Origin of the sequence: Enterococcus sp. DIV2419, assembly GCF_051711865.1 — a bacterium.
Taxonomy (GTDB): Bacteria; Bacillota; Bacilli; order Lactobacillales; family Enterococcaceae; genus Enterococcus; species Enterococcus faecalis.
This window is the reverse complement of the sequence record NZ_JBIONS010000001.1, coordinates 479,098-498,078: the sequence shown is the minus strand read 5'-3', so window position 1 is coordinate 498,078 and position 18,981 is coordinate 479,098. Positions and strand designations below refer to the sequence as shown.

The 18,981-nt window shown below is 38.7% G+C and carries 13 protein-coding genes and 2 pseudogenes; 7 read left to right on the top strand and 8 right to left on the bottom strand.

What is annotated here, in order from left to right; translation table 11 throughout:
- Positions 1-73: 73 nt before the first annotated feature.
- The 4 genes from allB to sylA form a co-directional block, all read right to left on the bottom strand.
- The gene (gene allB / locus IGI97_RS02320; protein ID WP_033594874.1) at positions 74-1,438 is read right to left on the bottom strand and encodes an allantoinase AllB; all 1,365 of its coding nucleotides are present in this window, start codon (positions 1,436-1,438) and stop codon (positions 74-76) included.
- A complete protein-coding gene (gene allW / locus IGI97_RS02315; protein ID WP_438737898.1) occupies positions 1,439-2,935 on the bottom strand; it encodes an allantoin permease in 1,497 nt (498 codons plus the stop codon).
- A 595-nt stretch (positions 2,936-3,530) separates the two neighbouring features.
- Positions 3,531-4,043, bottom strand: coding sequence for a GNAT family N-acetyltransferase (locus tag IGI97_RS02310; protein WP_002391365.1), 513 nt, complete (start codon positions 4,041-4,043; stop codon positions 3,531-3,533).
- An 18-nt stretch (positions 4,044-4,061) separates the two neighbouring features.
- Positions 4,062-4,514: a transcriptional regulator SylA gene (sylA, locus tag IGI97_RS02305; RefSeq protein WP_002371694.1), complete on the bottom strand. Its 453-nt coding sequence runs from the start codon at positions 4,512-4,514 to the stop codon at positions 4,062-4,064.
- 192 nt (positions 4,515-4,706) lie between these two features.
- On the opposite strand from sylA, the gene IGI97_RS02300 reads away from it, so the two are divergent.
- Positions 4,707-5,399 carry a hypothetical protein gene (locus tag IGI97_RS02300; protein WP_002370054.1) on the top strand — a complete coding sequence of 231 codons (693 nt, stop codon included), beginning with the start codon at positions 4,707-4,709 and terminating at the stop codon, positions 5,397-5,399.
- Between the two features lie 164 nt (positions 5,400-5,563).
- Here the strand turns inward: IGI97_RS02300 and IGI97_RS02295 are convergent, their stop codons facing one another.
- Complete coding sequence (locus tag IGI97_RS02295; RefSeq protein ID WP_438737896.1) at positions 5,564-7,225, bottom strand: SulP family inorganic anion transporter; 1,662 nt, start codon at positions 7,223-7,225, stop codon at positions 5,564-5,566.
- 176 nt (positions 7,226-7,401) lie between these two features.
- On the opposite strand from IGI97_RS02295, the gene IGI97_RS02290 reads away from it, so the two are divergent.
- Complete coding sequence (locus tag IGI97_RS02290) at positions 7,402-8,469, top strand: choloylglycine hydrolase family protein (protein ID WP_016626312.1); 1,068 nt, start codon at positions 7,402-7,404, stop codon at positions 8,467-8,469.
- Between the two features lie 51 nt (positions 8,470-8,520).
- Here the strand turns inward: IGI97_RS02290 and IGI97_RS02285 are convergent, their stop codons facing one another.
- The 3 genes and pseudogenes from IGI97_RS02285 to IGI97_RS02275 form a co-directional block, all read right to left on the bottom strand.
- Complete coding sequence (locus IGI97_RS02285) at positions 8,521-9,177, bottom strand: glucose-6-phosphate 1-dehydrogenase family protein (RefSeq protein WP_173951734.1); 657 nt, start codon at positions 9,175-9,177, stop codon at positions 8,521-8,523.
- Between the two features lie 24 nt (positions 9,178-9,201).
- Positions 9,202-10,410 (bottom strand): chloride ion channel protein, encoded by a 1,209-nt coding sequence (locus IGI97_RS02280; RefSeq protein ID WP_438737893.1) that lies wholly within the window; start codon positions 10,408-10,410, stop codon positions 9,202-9,204.
- Positions 10,411-10,616: 206 nt separating this feature from the next.
- Positions 10,617-12,275: pseudogene (locus tag IGI97_RS02275) on the bottom strand (PucR family transcriptional regulator).
- A gap of 127 nt (positions 12,276-12,402) precedes the next feature.
- Here IGI97_RS02275 and IGI97_RS02270 point away from each other — a divergent pair.
- The 5 genes and pseudogenes from IGI97_RS02270 (at position 12,403) to IGI97_RS02250 (ending at position 18,980) form a co-directional block, all read left to right on the top strand.
- Positions 12,403-13,269, top strand: coding sequence for a DUF2877 domain-containing protein (locus IGI97_RS02270; RefSeq protein WP_438737891.1), 867 nt, complete (start codon positions 12,403-12,405; stop codon positions 13,267-13,269).
- Positions 13,247-14,805: pseudogene (gene fdrA / locus IGI97_RS02265) on the top strand (acyl-CoA synthetase FdrA). The gene IGI97_RS02270 and the pseudogene fdrA overlap by 23 nt, the downstream one beginning before the upstream one ends.
- A complete protein-coding gene (locus IGI97_RS02260) occupies positions 14,792-16,216 on the top strand; it encodes a DUF1116 domain-containing protein (RefSeq protein WP_010777969.1) in 1,425 nt (474 codons plus the stop codon). Before fdrA ends, IGI97_RS02260 begins: the two are co-directional and overlap by 14 nt.
- Positions 16,217-16,258: 42 nt before the next feature.
- Positions 16,259-17,440 carry a hypothetical protein gene (locus tag IGI97_RS02255; RefSeq protein WP_173959035.1) on the top strand — a complete coding sequence of 394 codons (1,182 nt, stop codon included), beginning with the start codon at positions 16,259-16,261 and terminating at the stop codon, positions 17,438-17,440.
- Between the two features lie 100 nt (positions 17,441-17,540).
- Positions 17,541-18,980, top strand: a complete 1,440-nt coding sequence (locus IGI97_RS02250) for a helix-turn-helix domain-containing protein (RefSeq protein ID WP_002396642.1) — start codon at positions 17,541-17,543, stop codon at positions 18,978-18,980.
- Position 18,981: the final 1 nt, after the last annotated feature.

Here is an 18,981-nt window from a genome sequence, read left to right as displayed (position 1 = left end):
ACATCCTCTAACTCATGGACAGAGGCGCTAATTCAATCACACTTCTGTCCCTTTTCATTTCTAAAATAGGTGTTTAATTTTTGATAAATACGCCGTTAAACGCCTCAGTTACTCCTGTTTCTTGTGCGTAAATTGTTTCGCCTCTTAAAATTGTTTGAATCACTTGGGCCCCAATTTCACGACCAATGTAAGGACTAATTTTATTTCGATATTCTAAATCTTCTGCTTTTAAGATATACGGCGCATTAGGTTTAATTAGTACAAAATCGGCATCCTTACCAATGCTGATGCGGCCCTTTTGTGCTAAGTGATAACGGTCAGCTGGGTTTGCTGCAATCATATCCGCGAATTGTTTCAAGGATAAACCACGTTTTTGGACGGCTTCATCGAATAACACATCGACGTTATTTTGAACACCAGAAATGCCGCCCCAAGCTTCAAAAGCATTGGTTGTATCTTTTAAGTCTGGCGTACAAGGAGAATGGTCAGAGGTTACAAACGCGATGCCGCCTGTTTGCACGTGGTTCCATAATGCGGCTTGTTGGTCCGCGTCACGAATCGGCGGTGAACATTTGACAACTGGACCAATGGCATCAAGTTCATCCGTGGTAAAATATAAATAATGCGTACATGTTTCACAAGTCACATCTACCCCTTCTGCTTGGGCTTTTAAAACTTCTTCCACGCCTTCTTGACAAGCCACATGACAAATATGAATCCGACAACCTGTTTCTTTGGCAAATAAAATAGATTTTTGAATCGCTTCAACTTCGGTAAACACAGGACGTGTAGCTACATATGCCGCTAAAGTCGTTTCGCCATTTTGATAAGCTAACGCGCCTAATTTATCCGTAATTGGCGCATTTTCTGCATGGATTGCTAGCACTTTGCCAGTCTTGGCAACTTGTTTCATTCCTTCATATAGTGAATAATCGTCGACATTTTGAAAATCTCCTTCAATTGAACGATCGCCGCACGTTCCCAAAAAGCATTTATAGCCAGAAACGCCTCCTTCATCAAGTTCCTGAATCCCACCAGCCAAGTTGGTCGGGACCACGCCCCCAAATGACCCTACATCTACTTTTAGTTTATTTTCTCCTGCCTTGTATTTGATCTCAAGAGAGGTCTTATCCACAGTTGCTGGAATCTGATTTAAAGGCATTTCCATAAAGGTCGTCACGCCCCCTTTGGCACAAGCGGCCGTTCCTGTGACATACCCTTCCCATTCATCGCGGTAACCACCACCAGGATCGGTAATATGAACATGAGCATCCACCATCCCAGGACTAACGACTAAACCCGTCGCATCAATCACACGTTCTCCTGACAAGTCTTGCCCAATCGCTACGATTTTTCCTCCTTGAACGGCGACATCCGTAATGACTTCTCCAGTTTCTAAAATAACTAACCCGTTTTTAATCACTAACTCTGCTTGCATTTATTTTCCCTCCTGATAAGCTGTTTCTTTCACTTTTTTTGAATCCCAAGTCCATTTTTTTAACACTAAGTACAGCACAAAACCTGTGGTAAAGCCCACAAACCACGAAATATCAGCAATGATTTTAACCTGTGGAATAAATTGACCACTTAAGGAAAGAACCAACGCCAGAATAGTAGCGACATATGCCGGCTTGTTTAATCCGTAAAAAGGATTGACTTCCTCTTTTTTGTGTTTATCTACGTATAAAGCATTTAAATCAATTTGTTGCTTTTGAACAAAATAATAATTCGCAATCATCACACCAGCGACTGGTCCTAAAACAGCCCCAATTGCGTTCAGAAAAATAAAAATACTATCGGCGTTTTCCATCAGTTTCCAAGGCATAATAAGAAAGCTAATAACACTGGCAATCATGACGCCTTTTTTATACGTCATTTTTTTAGGAAACAGCGCCGCCAATTGATAACCTGCCGGAATGATGTTTCCTGTTGCATTCGTTGAAATAGTCGTTAATAAGAAAACCGACATGGCTAAGACCACCACCGCCACATTATCTAAACGATCAATAATGTTTAAAATATTCCATTCCTGAATCCCAAAATACAGCGAACCACCTAACAGAATAACCACACTGGAAAAAGCGAAAATCCCATAACCAACAACTAAACCTGCTGTTTGCCCCACAACCTGAGCACGTGTCGAGCGCGCATTCTTAGTAAAATCCGCCACACTCGCACCAGGCGCTGACCAAACGGCCACAACCGAGTTAAAAATAATCAGATACGCCACCAGTGGATTGACTGAACGAATCGCACCAGAAACTTGATAGGACAAAATTGGTGTTAAACCGCCCCCAGCTCGAATGGCCCAAATCGTTAATCCAATAATAACGACATAAATCAACGGACTTAAAATGGCGGTAAAACGGTTCAAAATTTTGCTACCACCGAAACCTATTGCCACATTTAAGAGCCAGAAAAGAGTAAACGCCATTAATTCAGGTAGCCTGAGACCAAAAAACTGGAATGATCCACCAATTTGTAAAAAGTTCGGCCAAAATTTCCCGAGAATAATTAATAAAGCCAGCGATCCTGTAAATGTTTGCAGACCAAACCAAGCAATCGCGGCCACACAACCTCTTAAGAACCCTGGCAGTTTTGCCCCGAGACTACCGTAAGTAGACTGTAAGTGCATCGCAAAAGGAATGCCATATTTAGAGCCAGCCACGCCATTCAAATTCATGAAAGTTGCTACAATGAATGAGCTTAACACAACTGCCAGCATAACTTGCAGCGGCGATAAACCTAAGAAAATAAAGCCGCCCACTGCTGCATAATTCGGGATATTATGAATCGAACCCATCCATAATGTAAAAAAATTGCGCGCGCTCATTGTCCGTTGTTTCGGGCTACTTGGCAACAAATCCTCATTGTAGCCACGTGCTTTCAGCGCTGTTTCTTCTTGAGCTGTTACTTGAGACACATTTTTCTCCACGACAAACTCTCCTTTTTATTAAAAAATTTTTTTCTATTAAAACACCCTGCCTTCTCTTTTTTGTCACTTTTGCACAAACATGCGTACTACTCTCATCACACAAATTGTAAGCGCTTTTTATAACAACAATCATTAGTTACCCCAACTAAATAACAAACGATTCTTTGTTCACTTTGAACGAAAAAATAGCAACCTTTTTTATATCGTCCTCTCACTCTAGAAAGTAAGAAACAAATCTTTTTATTCACATATTATGTACAACTTCTCTTTTCAAATGCTAAAATACGCTTATTATTAAAAATGACATAAATAAATTATACAGTTAAATGAAATCCAACACAACATTTTTTAATCAAACACACACAAAACAGATAAACTGAAGTGGATTTTCAGGAAGAGACCCATCCTGAAAAAAGACACTGACAAAAGAGTTTTCTCACAAGATCGACAACTTTTCACAGATTCAAAATCTTATTTTTCAATTTTTACGTTTTAAAAAATAACATTTTGAAAATAAAAAATTGCTTAATTTTAGTCAAAAAAATAAACAAAGATTTCTGATTTTATCAGAAATCTTTGTTTATAAATTTTCTTGCTACAATTCCTTTAACAAAATAAAATCCGTCTGTTCATCGTCTCCCATAAAAAACGAATGTTGACTATAATAACGGTAGCCAATCGTTTTATAAAATGCCCGCGCCGCATCATTGTGTTCCCAGACACCTAGCCACAGTGCGTTTTTACCAAATTCACGAGCTTTTTCTTCCGCCAGTTCTAACAATTGTGTTCCCAGCTTCTTTCCTTTAAACGCAGGCAAAATATACAATCGCTCAACCTCGAGCTTTTCTGGCCCCATCGGTTCCGTTTGTGCCTTCTCACGATTTAATTTCATGTAGCCAGCTAATTGATTATCGACAAAGATAAAATAAAAGTCAGAGTGGGGATTAGCCAATTCCTTTTGTAATTTTTCTAAATTGTAGGCTTCTACTAAATAGGCTTGCATATTTTCTGGGGTATTATATGGTCCGAAAGTATCTGTATAAGTTTCAATGCTGATTTCTTGTAACGCTGGTGCATCTTCTATTGTTAATTTTTTTATTTCTCCCATCAATCAGTCGTCCTTTCCTTAATAATTTCGAGTGTTCCCTTTTTTGACAAATTCCCAATCTTCGCTGACATTTTTACGCATCCGGACTAAGTACTCTGCCAATTGTGAAATTTCCACTTCTGACAAGCCTTGCAAAGCAACTTGATTCGAGTGTTGATTTTCGCGCACAATGATTGGATAAACGTTTTTCCCTTTTTCTGTGGCATAAATCCGCTTAATTTTTTTGTTGCTTGCATCTTCTTGACGATAAATGAAGCCTTGTTCTTCCAAACGCTTAATCGCCCGCGCCGCTGTGGTTCGATCAACTTTAATCAGTTCGGCGATCTTTTCTTGGATAATCCCAGGATTTTCACAGATCCTGACCAAATAAAGATATTGTCCTCGTGTTAAAGATAATTCCTTAAATTCGATATTACTGATTGAATCTAAGGCGCGCGCAATCATGCCAATTTCTCTTAAAATATCTATCACTAGGACACTTCCTTTCGCTAATATTTTATGATTGTCATTACTTTAACTTATTTTTGTTGCAAATGCAACAAAAATAAGTATAAAAACTACAGATTTAAACAATTTGAGCATTCGTGAAAATAAAATAATTATTTCTTTTGTTATATTAACAAGTAAGATAAAATTAGTTATAGCGTCTATAGGAGGAATAGTATGAAAAAATTATTTTGTGTTATTTTAGTTATTTTTTTAACAGGTTGTAGTTCTCAAAAAGCGAATGAACCTAAAAAACAAGAAAATTCTACCAATCATACAACATCAATGAAAAGCAGTGCTAATCATTACAGTTCTAGCACAGAAACAAGCTCTAATAATAAACTAAAAGAAACTTCAGAAAGTGCCAGTACCACTCAAGCTTCGGCAAAGTCTAAAAATGAAGTATCCACAAATGTCGAAGAAGCAAATTCTTTAGAAGCAACACCTTATGCTGTCGATCTTAGTAGTTTAAACAATCCACTCGTATTTAATTTTAAAGGAATGAATGTGCCAACTTCAATTACGTTAGAGAACTTAAATTCAACACCAACTGCTACCTTCCGAACTAAATTGTTTGGGGCTGAAAATGGTCAAGTGAAAGAAGCCATTAATAAATATGAGCTATCTATAAATACAATTCCTACAAAAGAGATTAGAATATTTTCAGCGGCCGATAACAGTATTCGCACCGTTAAAGTAAATACAGAATTAATTTTAGGAACTAATATTTCTTCAAACGATGAACAAAATAGATCGGGCACTTTATACTTATTCAACAATAAAAATGGTTCGATATCTTTAATCACTCCTAACTACGCAGGCAATGTTACGGATGATCAAAAAGACGTTATGCTAGAAGTAATTCAATAAATAACAAAAAAAATAATAAAGAGAAAACTTCATACTTAGAAGTTTTCTCTTTATTATTTTTTTAGGAACTCCTCTAGAAACTCGTTTTAGTCCCCACTTATTTTTCTTATTTCTTCACCCATTAAGCCCGCGATAGAAAATAGAACATTTTATTTGAAAATGAATTATTGTTCTGCAATATGCACCGTTTGTAAAAATTCTGCGACTGAGAAATGGTATTCTTTCTCTTGATTTCCTTGAATGGTTCGAATCATTTTTTCAACTTCTGGTTGCAGAGCGGCAAATTGAACTTGTTGTCCACGACCTTCTGCTGCAAGACAAAATTCTGCTAAAATATCTAACGCCGTACTATCAATGCTAGGAACTCCTCGCATTGAAAATACTACACCACTTTTTGTTTCCAATTGCAGTAACGTTTGTTTCAATCGTTCAGAAGACATGAAAAATAACGGGCCACTCAAATAAACCACCACCCAATTTTCCGTACAATCGGTCGGTACTAGCCCCATTCTTGACCAATCAACTTCCTCGACATTAATCGTAATCACGGCACTTTTCGCAATGAAAAACAGGCAACCCGCTAAGACCCCTAAAACAATCGCTAAACTCAAGTCAAAAATAACGGTCGCTACCATCGTTAAAAAGAATAAACATAAGGCTGTGTGGAAACGTTTCTGGAAGAATTCTTTAATCACCGACCATTCATTCATTCGCCACGCTGTCACCACTAAAACACCAGCTAACGCAGGCATGGGAATTTTAGACATGACTGGCGATAAAAGCAACATCGATAACAATAAAAAGACTGCATGAAAAATACCCGCTAAACGTGTTTGCGCACCCGATTTAATCACTACGCTCGTGCGGGCAATCGCTGCTGTCGCAGGAACGCCACCGAAAAATGGCAAAATTAAGTTGCCAATTCCTTGTGCCACTAGTTCCTGATTACTGTCTAATGGTTTCCCTGTCATGCGACCAGCCGAAGCGCCACAAAGCAAACTTTCAATCATACCTAACATAGCAATGCTAATCGAAGGCACCAAAATATCCTGAAACGCACTTAATTGAAGCGAACCAAGTTCCAAACGTGTATCACTAAAAATACTTGTCGGAATTTTCCCTACAGTGGCCACTGGCAGTTGAAAAACCACTGTTGCTAACGTAGCTAAAATAATCATCACCAATGAAGCTGGTATCATCGCATTCCACTTTTTCGGAAAGAACACTAATCCAAGCACCACTAAAATCGACATAACCGTCGTTGGTATACTTAAATCAAAGCCCAATGAACGATAACTGCTGATTTTCTCAATTAAATTGTGGCCTTCTGAACGAACCCCAAAGAAATTATCAAGCTGCCCCAACGCAATAATAATAGCAATTCCTGAAGTAAACCCGGTAATGACCGGTGACGGAATAAAAGAAGTCAAGCTCCCTAAACGCAAAATCCCTGCTAAAAGCAAGAAAATTCCCGCCAAAAAGGTGGCCAACAAAATCCCTTGCATGCCATGCACTGCCGCAATTGACATTAAAATAGCTGCCATCGCACCTGTTGGTCCTGAAATTTGATAAAACCCACCTGAAAGGCTCCCAATCACAATTCCAGCGATAATCGCCGTGATCATGCCAGCTGCCGCAGTGGCGCCGCTGGAGACCCCAAACGCTAACGCTAACGGCAACGCGACGGCTGCGACAGTCAAACCTGCCAAGAAATCTTTTTTCAATTTTTTTTGATTATACCCTTTAAATTCATCCCTTATCATTTGTGTGTACTTTTTAAACATTCGCATCCTCTTTTCATGAAATTTCCATTCTAAAGATATCATATTTTCGGAAAGATAATAAGGTGTTTTGTGAAGGAAATCGCTAAAAAATTTTTTTCACCTCATTTAGACAAAATTGTCTAATATTTTAAGAATTTAGCCACCGCTGTTTCCTAGAGTATGATATGCTTAACTAGTAAACAGGCTTCACAAACTTACATTAATTGGGGGAAACTATTATGTGTACAGGCATCAAGATTATTTCCAAAACAAATGATATTTTTTATGGACGTACGATGGATTTTACGTTTGACTTTTTTGGCAACGAAGATCCAATTGCACCAAAAATCCCTACTCTAATTGCTCAATTTCCAAAAGGTACAGTTCTAAATAGCCAACTAAATCCTTGGACGGCAAAATATTCCTTTATGGGACTAGCAATGTCAGGCACAGATCAACCAGCGAACGATGGTAAAACCGTCAGCCTTGCTATCACAGATGGTATCAATGAAGCCGGCTTATCTGGTGATATTCAATATTTAATGGAATCTTCAACAGCACCTGCTGAAAGTTTAGCAGATCGTGGTTTAACACCTCATATTGCAGAAGAAGTTCTCGCTTATATTTTGAGTAATTTTGAAAGCGTTGACGAAGTAAAAGTAGCTTTTGAAAAAATCGGCCTGTTAGATCAAAAATTCCAACTTGATTCATTGGGGGAAGTTCATTTTACCTTACACTGGACCATTAATGATAAAAATAATAATAGTATTGTTTTGCAACCAACAGATAACGGAGCGTTCGTCATTTATGATTCGATTGGCGTAGTCACAAACAGCCCAGAATACAATTATCATTTAACCAATGCACGAAACTATATCGGGATGCGCAACTATGCTATTAAGGAACCTTACACTTTAAAATCAGGCGCAACACTTGACCCAATTGAAGGTGGGACTTCTTACGGACTATTAGGAATCCCAGGAGACTTCACTTCGCCGTCACGCTTCCTTCGTGCGTTATACTATTCTGACAATCTCCAAGAATTTGATAGCTCTGAAGGGATTATGCAACTCTATCGCGCCTTCCAAACAGTGATGATTCCTCGGGGGATTGGCCATTTAGGTCAAAGTAATTCTCTGTCTGATTTCACACATTATTGGTCAGGATATGATGTGACTAATCTAACCATGTATGTCCAACCAGAAAGTACTACCTCATTTACAAAATACACTTTGGATCCAGCTTTAACAGAAGTTACTACTTTTGCTGTTTCTAACGAGCTACTACTAACAGATTTAAATCAATAAAAACACAAACAACGTCTCTGACCAGGTAATTGGTCAGAGACGTTGTTTCGTTCATTTTTCAGATAATGCGTTATACAACGGCGCTAATTCTTGAAGCGCCTGACAACTTTTTTCTTCAATCGTTTCAAGCTTTTCCGTCGCAAACCACAACTTACCGATCTGAAATGAGCGATTGCCTATCCGCTCTTCTAGAATTTTCCGTTGTTTTTCATCTGCTAAATAATCTTTTAAAGGCAAATGATCCACTAGTTCATGCTCCTCCTGCGGCCAAATATAATAGCCTTCGCAGTCGATGGTTTGACTCCAAGCTTCTAAACGATTAAGCAATTGATTGTAAGCGACGACTGAGCCTGCCCGCTCCTCACTTTTGTAATGTTGAAATATCAAATATACTTGAAATTGCTTTTTATTTAATAACAACGCCAGACAAGCATTTTCCGCTTGGCGTTGCTCACTGCGATATGCAGCCCAGAAATGACTGCGTAAATTCCAGCCGTTGGTCCAGCTTTCGATTTTCGGCTTAGTGATGCCGAGTTCAGCTGGTAAACCTTGAGCGATTGCGAGGTTTAAGGCTTTCCACTTTTCCCAATGTTGCTTGTAGGTTTGCTTTAAGGCATCGATTTCTGCTGATGTTTGTTGCTCTTTGAGTTGTTTAAATGTGAAGATTTCTCGGTTGAATAGATTGAAGTCTTGATGGGTTAGGTTCATTTTATTCCCTCTTTTTAGTATCTTCTAGTTACTCTTAATGATTTTATTTTTCAATAGCCATTGTAAAAATAACACAAGGACTACAATTGGCCAAAGCGTGATTGGGAAAAAGAGCCCCACAAAAATGCCTGGTACAAGAATCGTCCCTAAAATCTGGGTTGTTAAACTCGTAGCAAAAATTGCGACAACAAAAAGCGAGTCAATTGTTGGGAAAAATTGTGCGACCGCAAACCCGATTAAAATAGCTGAAAAAACGACGGGAAAAATATCGCCACCTATCCAACCTGTCTGTAAACAAACTTGTAAAAATACTAGTTTCATTATCGCAGCGATTACCAAGATATACCAGGCTTGTTGACTACCAAAACTAGGAACTAAATGCATAAAAGATTGTCCTGAAAATAGTAATCTTGGCATTAAAATAACAAAAAGAAAAATACAGGCTGCACCAAAGCTTACCAGTATGCTTTGCTTTCCTTCAAACGGTTGGCATATTTTAGCCAGAGCAGCTTTCAACCATCGATAGGCGTTACCAATCACAAAAGCAGTTAATAAAGCGGGTAAAATCAGCCATAACGAAGCCATTTCAATTTTTCCAGTTCCTAACTTCGTAATAAACGATGGGTGTCCCACCAATTTCATTAAAAAGGTAAACACCACCAACCCGTTCACAATAAATAACCCGTTCATCACTTGTTTCAGTTTCTTTTTATCCACAGGAGCGAGCCTCGTATCGTAGCGCTGAACAAACTGTTGCGGATGCAGCAAGCGCTGAATTTTTATCCAAAATGCTTGCTGTTCTTGCTCGTCATAATGAAAATAAAGGTACCGTAACTTATCAGATTGCCAGACTGACAACGAAATAATTGCTCCCAACAATGCGGCTTCAGGACCAACACCAGCCCCGAAAATTAAAATTACCAAGGCGGCCAATAAATTTCTAAACACACCTGAATAATCGACCGATTGTTTCGCCTTCAATTCTGTCAGCGCCTCGTGCGCCGTTTGTGGTACTTGCCCGAAGCGTTTCTTCAGATAACTCAATACCAACGCTCCTAGCACACACAAGACAAAATAATAGAGGATTGGCCATTTCATTTGCGCTGGCAACACCTCCCAGAGCAGAGTCGTTATCTCTCCTTCAATGATTAAAAACGCTCCTGAAATTCCCGCGATGATACTACTTAAAAATAACCCACTGACGATAATTGTCCACATTTTTCTGTTACGCATACTTCCTCCAAATGGTAGTTGTTTCTTTTATAGTAGCAGATAGTTAGTGGTTTGTGTTGGAAGATTCTGGGAAGGATTTATTTTTTTGAAAAATTAAGGTTATGAAAAGATTCCATTTTTTATTGATCAAATTATCCTTCTTGTATAATCGTTTCTTTTAGCTATATATATTCCATTAAATTAAAAACCGCCACTTATATTGCTTCTTAAGTTCCCACAAACAACGCCACTTCCAGCGCCAACAAGTCCACTTCCTTATCAAAATCCAACAGCACTAGCTGTTCAATTTTCTCCAATCGCTGTAATAAAGTATTACGATGAATAAAGAGTTTTTTGGCTGTTTGAGACAAGTTTCGTTTTGATTGAAAATAGACATTCAGTGTATGGACAAAGTCGGTATGTTGCTGTTGATCACTTTTCTGCAATGGTTGAAGATATTTTTTTCTGAGGGTTGCTTGTCCTTCTTCTAAAAAATAACGTTGCAATGTCTGTCTAAAATGAAAATTCGCGTAGGAAGCAATCCTCATTTCAGGTTTTTCTGCAACGAATTGGCGTTGAAAGGCTAAAACGTCAATCGCTTGTTGATAAGATTCATGAATCTGGGTCAGACCTTGAATCTTAGGTCCTATTGTTAGGAAAAGTTCCACATCTTCTTGTACTTACATTAACTGATTTATGCTACTTTTTGCTAGGCGTTGCATCATTTTCAGATAATCGCCTTCTTTTTCAGGTGGATCTTCAACTAATAAGACAAAGGAACTGTCAATTTCAATACAAACAATTTTTTGTTTGTCCCCTAAGATAACTTGGTTTAACTGGTTACCTAAAATAGACATTCTTTCTTGCCTTTGGCGTTCATTTAAGGTTAATGAAATTAGCAAAATCGCATAGGGCTTATCTATTGCCAAGCGATAATACTGTTGAAATTGTTGGAAAACAGCTTGATCCCTCTTTTCATGCGCAATCAGCTTAAAAAATAATTCGTTTCGTTGTTGGTATTCTTCAAATTTCCGTGAGTATTCCAATTGCAATTGTAAAAGTAAGTAATGAGCTGTGATTTTAAAATGAGCCACATCGACTGGCCGTAATGGGGCCAAGGTGTTCCAGACGAGTAAATAATATAAAATAACATTTTTCTTTTTAATTGGATAAATTTCAATTGGCACCACTTGGTTCTGGAGTTTCAACTGTAAATGAATCGGTTCTTGATAAAAGCGTAATAATGGATGACTTTGTTCCAGCAATTGTTTTTGGAACTCTGAGGTTTCTTGTCTATCTTCTAAAATGCTAGAAATACGAATTGGATTTTTAGGCAAGTCAAAAAAATTAACTCCTTCAAAGTGGTCATTCAATAACAAGACAGGATTTTGAATGGTTTCTGCTAGATCCTGCAGCAAATGAAAACTGCTACTTCCCGTTTCTAAGATTTGGTAAATTTTATTATGCAATGCGGTTTCTTGCGCATTCATGTCAAATTGTTCTAACGTGACACGACTTTTCAACACGTCAGCAATTTGCGAAAAGGTGTAATTGTAAGGAATTGCTAAAATAGGAACGTTCATTTCATCTGCTAATTTGATTAGGTCTGGTGGAACTTCTTCAAAATAACGTTGGGTTTTAAATCCTAAGGCAGCACAATGGTGTTTAGCTAGTTCTTTCAAAAAATTTTTCTGTAATTTCCGATCATCTTTAAATATGTACCCTGTCGTTAACAGCAGCTCACCTGCTGTTAGCCAATCTAAAATATCAGGATTTTCTAAAATATTGACTTTTAAAATCGGTTGGTCCTGATTTTTATGTCCTGCCACTAAGGTAATGCCAGGTAATTCTTCTAACGTTAATAAATCACTCACTTTTAACATCATTTATCCTCCCAATGTACAAATTGTCCATTCAAACTTGTAAATCAATGTCATTTTTAGCAATTGTTTAGCGTGCTGGATTCTTTTATTATGAAGTCGTGAAAGCGCTATTAAAAAGGAGGTCGTTGGAATGACAAAAATTTTAGCTTATGACCAAACGATTTTATCGAAACTCCCTCATCAAACATTGACTAGTTTGCAATGTTTTACGCACGCTATTAATTATGGTCATGTAGACACCCAAGAAATTCTCTTGACCATTTCAACGCATCCCGAACATATAGCACCTAACACGATTATACTCGATGAAAAAAAACTTAGCCATTTCGCTGATTTACCTGTCCAAATTGAGCCCCTGTTTATCCGGTTAGGCCGACGACAATTAACCCTAGCCGATGCCCAAATTTGGCAACCAACGCCACTTTATTTAACACCCAGTAAAACAAAGATAGCTATTTTTTTAACGTATATTCAGCAAACTCGTTTCAATCCTTGGCAAGCGCTTTTTCCTGCTTCGCCGTCAACCTTTCTTTTTGATTCTTATAGTCGGACCCAGATTCAAAAAGAAATGATTCATTTTCAACAGGTTTGGGAGCAAAAATCTTTTAAAATAGCTCTTGATTGTTTAACGAAGATTTTGGGATTGGGGATTGGTTTAACCCCCACTGGCGATGATTCTATCACAGGATTACTTGCTAGTTTTTCTGCTTTACAGCAGCTTCCCTCGAATTTCCAACAGCTGGCTGTGCTAGCCAAGGAACGAACGAATGCGGTCAGTTATGCGGAAATCCATGAAGCAGTGAACGAACGGTTTTCTCAGCTAGTTCAGCGTGTTTTTTTATCAATTGAAAGTGGAAATACAAACGAAATGGCTCAAGCGGTTTCAGCTTTAGAGGAGGTGGGCTCAACTTCAGGAAGCGACATACTTTGCGGCATTATTTTTGGTTTAAAACTATTTTGTGAGGAGAATAATCATGACAATTCAAACAGTAATTAAAGAGAACGCCTATTTTGATTCAGTTACTTTAATGACCATTTCAACACGAGCCAATGAACTGGCTGGAGTTAAAACCGCATGATTGGGATGGGAACCGACATGAATCTTGAAGTGATTCGGAATGTTGGTTTATATACACCCGCCTTGGATCATGTTACAACGGGCGATTTATTAATTGTTTTAGATCTTGATGACCAAGCGAACTCAGAAGAAATTTTACAGCAAGTCGACGAGTTATTTACGAAGAAAAAGAAAACCGCTTCTTCTGAAGTAACCTATAAGACGTTAGATTCAGCCCTTCATGAAGAGCCTGATGCCAACTTAGTTGTAATTTCTGTCAATGGAAAATTTGCTGCACGAGAAGCGCATAAAGCTTTAGATCAGCAAAAACACGTCATGCTCTTTAGTGATAACGTGACGGTTGACGAGGAATTAGCGTTAAAACAAAAAGCACACGAAAAAGAACTGTTTGTGATGGGCCCTGATTGTGGAACAGCGATTATTAATGGCGTCGGGTTATGTTTTGCTAACGAGGTACGTTCAGGAGATATTGGAATTGTCGGCGCTTCTGGTACAGGCAGCCAAGAAGTTAGTGTTCAAATCCATAAATATGGTTATGGGATTTCACAATTAATTGGTACTGGTGGCCGTGATTTGTCTGCTGAAATTGGTGGGCTGATGATGCTTGACGGGCTGGATGCTTTAATGGCTGACGAACAAACTAAGGCAATTTTGCTTATTTCTAAACCGCCTGCTCCAGAAGTAACAGAAAAAATTTTAAAAAAATTAGCTGTTTCAACTAAACCAGTTGTTATTTATTTTATCGGCAGTGAACAAACGGAACGAAAAATAGACAACGTCACTTTTGCTACTTCTTCTCTGGATGCAGTTCAAAAAGTGATTCAATTTAGTCAAACACAGGAAGCGGAAACCAGCCTCTATCAAAATCCGACAGGCGCAACGTTAACAGCCATCCAACAGCAACAAGCCCCTTCTCAAAAATTTGTTCGTGGGTTGTTCTGTGGTGGCACTCTTTGTGATGAACTTTTATATGCTTTAACAGAAGTCTCTGATGATGTTTATAGTAATATTCATAAAATTCCTGAACGACAATTAGCAAATCCTGACCACAGCCAAGCACATACATTGATTGATTTCGGTGATGATCGTTTCACAGAAGGCCGCCCACATCCAATGATCGATCCGACTTCTCGGATTACTCGCATTCTTCAAGAAGCCAAAGATCCTGAAGTGGCAGTTTTAGCGTTAGATTTTGAATTAGGTTATGGTTCTCACGAAAATCCTGTTGGCGTGTTAGCGGAGGCGTTAAAGGAAGCCAAAGCAATAGCAAAAGCAGATGGGCGTGAGTTAGCCATTATTGGCTATGTTTTAGGGACCGAAGAAGATCCACAAGATATTCATGAACAGCGGAAAATTTTAGAAGATTTAGAGGTTCTCGTTGTCGACAGCAGTCATCAACTTTGCGAAGCCACCAAAACTTTTGTAAAAGGAGCGAACGAACATGAGCAGAAATGATCTTTTTAACCAGCCTTTAGATACGATCAATGTAGGCATTGACTTTATTCATGAAGATATGAAAAAACAAGGGATTCCTTCACATCAAGTAAATTGGGCACCGCCAGCCAATGGTGACCCAGAGCTATTAAAATTATTGGATCAATTAAAAAATCCAACACTTTATGAAAAAATCCAACAAGCCAACGAAGAAGCGGTTACCCGCATTATTCAATCAAAACCTATTTTAGTAGGATTTGATAAAGCAATTAATGTCATGCCCGATATGACTGAAACGACCATCTTACATGCTGGGCCACCCATTACTTATGAAAATATGTGCGGACCGATGAAAGGTGCCGTTCAAGGAGCGCTTGTTTTTGAAGGATTAGCAAAAGATCTAGCTGATGCCGATCGGGTTGCTCGTTCTGGCGCGATTACGTTTTCTCCTTGTCATGAACATGATGCCGTTGGTTCTATGGCTGGCGTGACTTCTCCGAATATGTACGTTCATATTATCAAAAATGAAACGTACGGCAACACGGCTTTTACTAATTTAAGTGAACAATTGGCGAAAGTTTTACGATTTGGTGCAAATGATCAATCCGTCGTGGATCGCCTGATTTGGATGCGCGATGTTTTAGGTCCATTACTTCATGATGCCATGACTTTTTGTCCAGAAGGCATTGATTTACGCTTAATGCTTTCGCAAGCCTTGCATATGGGCGATGAGTGTCATAATCGCAATGTAGCTGGAAGTACGTTGTTAGTCCAAGCATTAACACCTTACATGGTTCAAACTGATTTTTCTCGTGAACAATTAAAAGAAGTATTTGAATTTCTTGGCAGTTCTGACTATTTTTCTGGTCCAACTTGGATGGGTGCCGCTAAATGTGCGTTAGATGCTGGTCATAATGTGGAGAATAGTACAATTGTCACCACCATGTGTCGCAACGGGGTCGAATTTGGGATTCGTGTCAGTGGGATTGGTGGAAATCACTGGTTTACGGGGCCTGCCCAACGGGTGATTGGTCCGATGTTTGCTGGTTACACACAAGAAGATGCTGGTTTGGATATGGGCGATAGTGCTATTACAGAAACGTATGGTGTTGGCGGATTTGCCATGGCAGCTGCACCAGCAATTGTCCCATTAGTTGGCGGAACAGTGGCAGAAGCATTGAATTATTCAAAAGAAATGCTGGAAATTACTACGAAAGAAAATCCCAATGTCACGATTCCTGTTTTAGATTTTATGGGGATTCCTTCAGGCATCGATGTCTTAAAAGTCTTAGAAACAGGGATGCTGCCTGTCATTAATACTGCTATTGCTCATAAAGAACCGGGGATTGGTATGATTGGCGCTGGATTGACTAATCCGCCAGCAAATGTCTTTAACGAGGCACTAAAAGCTTTAGTAGCTAAAATAAACTAATTTCAAAAACTTAGTAAAATGTCATTTTTTTGGAGCGATCATATGAAAAATAAATCGATCAATTACGAAGCCGTTTTAGCTCTTGTTGTAAAAATTTTTTTGGGAATGTTCCTGTATTGGATCATGAATGGCTTTCGACATGTGTCTAACTTTTTTCCTTACAATGACGTAGTTACCAAAGTGAATCAGCAGGGATTTTACAAATTTATCTATTTTGTTATGAACTTCACGGAAGGGGAATTTTACGGTGGACTTTTTACAACGCTTTTCTTACTAATCGGCGGTCTGATTGCTTGGCAACTTTATCGGAAAAATTCAAAATGGCAGGGATTTGCAATTGCTGGTGGCTCTGGTGCTTGGCCTTGGGTACTTGCTTCTCAGCTACTTTCCCTCTTTTTAACTATTTATGTTTTTGATTTTACACGCTTTTTTACAAAAGAAGTGTTGTGGTTACCAACGTTTATTGTGGTTGTCGGCACGCCGCCAGCTTTAACGCTCGTTTATGGTCCTGGCTGGAAAAAATTAGGAACGATTTCTCTGTTGAGTGCGCTTTTCACCTTTCCGTTTGCCAATTGGCTGAATGCGCAATTGATGCCCCTTTTAAATGTACCTGGGACAGTTTCCAACGTTACCACAATGGCTTTTGTTGGCTGGATTGTTTCAGCCATCTGTCATCAACTTCCTTGGATGGTTCCTTCTGTTGCACCAATCGCTCAGAAGCGGCAAAAACAACCTAAAATTGAAAATACGCAAACCTTTCAATGGTCAATACGACGCACTTTTGCTGACTTCTCCGAAGCTTGGTTTTATGGAAATGAGTTAGTTGGAGGTTTGGTAATTCTAGGCGTTTTAACAGATTGGTTTGTCAATATTAATCATATTACAAATGGTTCTGGCTTGGTTCCTGACATTTTAATGGGACAAATGATTGCTTCGGCTGTTGGTGTTTTTCTTTATCGAAAACATTTCGCTGAAGAAGGTTGGTATCCAACGTTTATGCCACTGGTCAGCATTGTTCCTGGTGTGATTTTAATGATGGGTGGTGGCTTTTGGCTTTCTCTGGCCATCGCCGTTTTAGCAGGAATCAGTGCGGCCCCTGTCGGTAGCTATATTGCTAAACGATTACCTCCGTTTGTTCCTGGTGCTGTCGGCTTTGTATCAGGAATGGCTGTTGTAACCATTTTATTGTCAGCCGTTTTGCATACATTTGATATTTTTGTATAGTGAATAAAAAGAAGCGAATGACGATTCGCTTCTTTTTTTAATTGACCAATCCCCTTTTTATCCGTATTCTTAAGCAAAAGGAGGTTTTGCCATGTACTCCATGTTAAAACGTGTGATAACGGAAAAAGATTTGCTTCGGCAAATTCGTTTGTTGGAACAGTTGTTAAATGTTCCCCAGCTGACAGCCAAGCGTTTAGCCACGCAAATCCAAACGACAGAGCGAACCGTTTTTTCGGATTTACAGTATATTCGCAGTCAATTACCCGCCGACTGGTCCATTGAAACCGATAGCAGTGGTATTCGGTTACGCAATCAGGGGAATGCGCAAACCAATGAGCTTTGGTCATTATTTTTACCTCAATCCATTAGTATTCAACTATTAAAAGAGCTACTATTTACGAAAGAGTTAGTGACAACTTCTTTTTTGAGCACTAGTGGTGTTTCTTATGAAACTTTGAAGCGACATATCAAAAAAATGAATCAGGCCTTACGTGATTTTCATTTAACGATTCAATTAACCACAACGACCATTCAGCTAATCGGGGCAGAAAGCAATATTCGGATTTTTTATCACCGTTTGTTGGTGCCTTTTACTCATAATAATTATTTTTTTGACGATTATTCGATTCATGAGGAGCATTATTTTCAATTTTTGAAACAAGTTTACAGTAGTGAGTTGACGGTGGAAACGGAAGAAATTTTTGGTGCTTGTTGGTTTTTCATTAACACGATTCGCAACAAAGCCAATTGCCGAGTGAGTCAATTTTCTTTTGACTCCAAAGATGTCTTGTTTCAACTTTATCAACCGTCCTTGGCAAAACTTTATGCTTCTGAAGGCATCTATTTGCAAGGAGAAGAAAGTTTTTTCGCCTTCTTTTGTTTCTTAGAAAGCTGGAATTACGATAATGTCTATGGCGAAACGTTGGCTTCTGCGCTCCACACTCATTACAGTCAGCTGCGAAAGTCGTTACAACAGTTTGTCACTAATTTGTCCACTGAAGAAGCCCGGCCTGATTTAATCCAAACAAATTTATTGGATAATCTGTTATTGTTATTCATTAAATATACCGAGTCCCCAACACTTTCTGAGCAATTTCAATTGGAATATCAAGAATTAATGACCGAACAAGCCGCAGAGGACCTTGCGTTATCAAAGAGCAACCAAGAACTTTTGGAGATTTTATCTCGCTACACCACGATTGAAGAACCGACTTATTTTCTTAGTTTGGCTTCTTTGTTAGAAAAACAAGCCAGTTATTCCATTCAGGCGCAAACGATGACTGCCTATTTCCTCTTTCAAGGGGAACCTGCTTGGAAAGCTTTTTTGCAACAAGAATTAGCTGCTTATTTAGGTACTCGTGTGAAATTACAAGCTATTGAATATGTGGAACTAAGCCAGTTGACGTTAAATGAAGCCGACATAATTATTTCCAATTTTCCCTTGGATCATCTTGATCTTCCTGTCTTTTATCTCTCTTTAATTCCAACAAAAAATGAACTCCGCCGACTAGCAGAGCTCACTCTTCATTCTTATTTTTAAA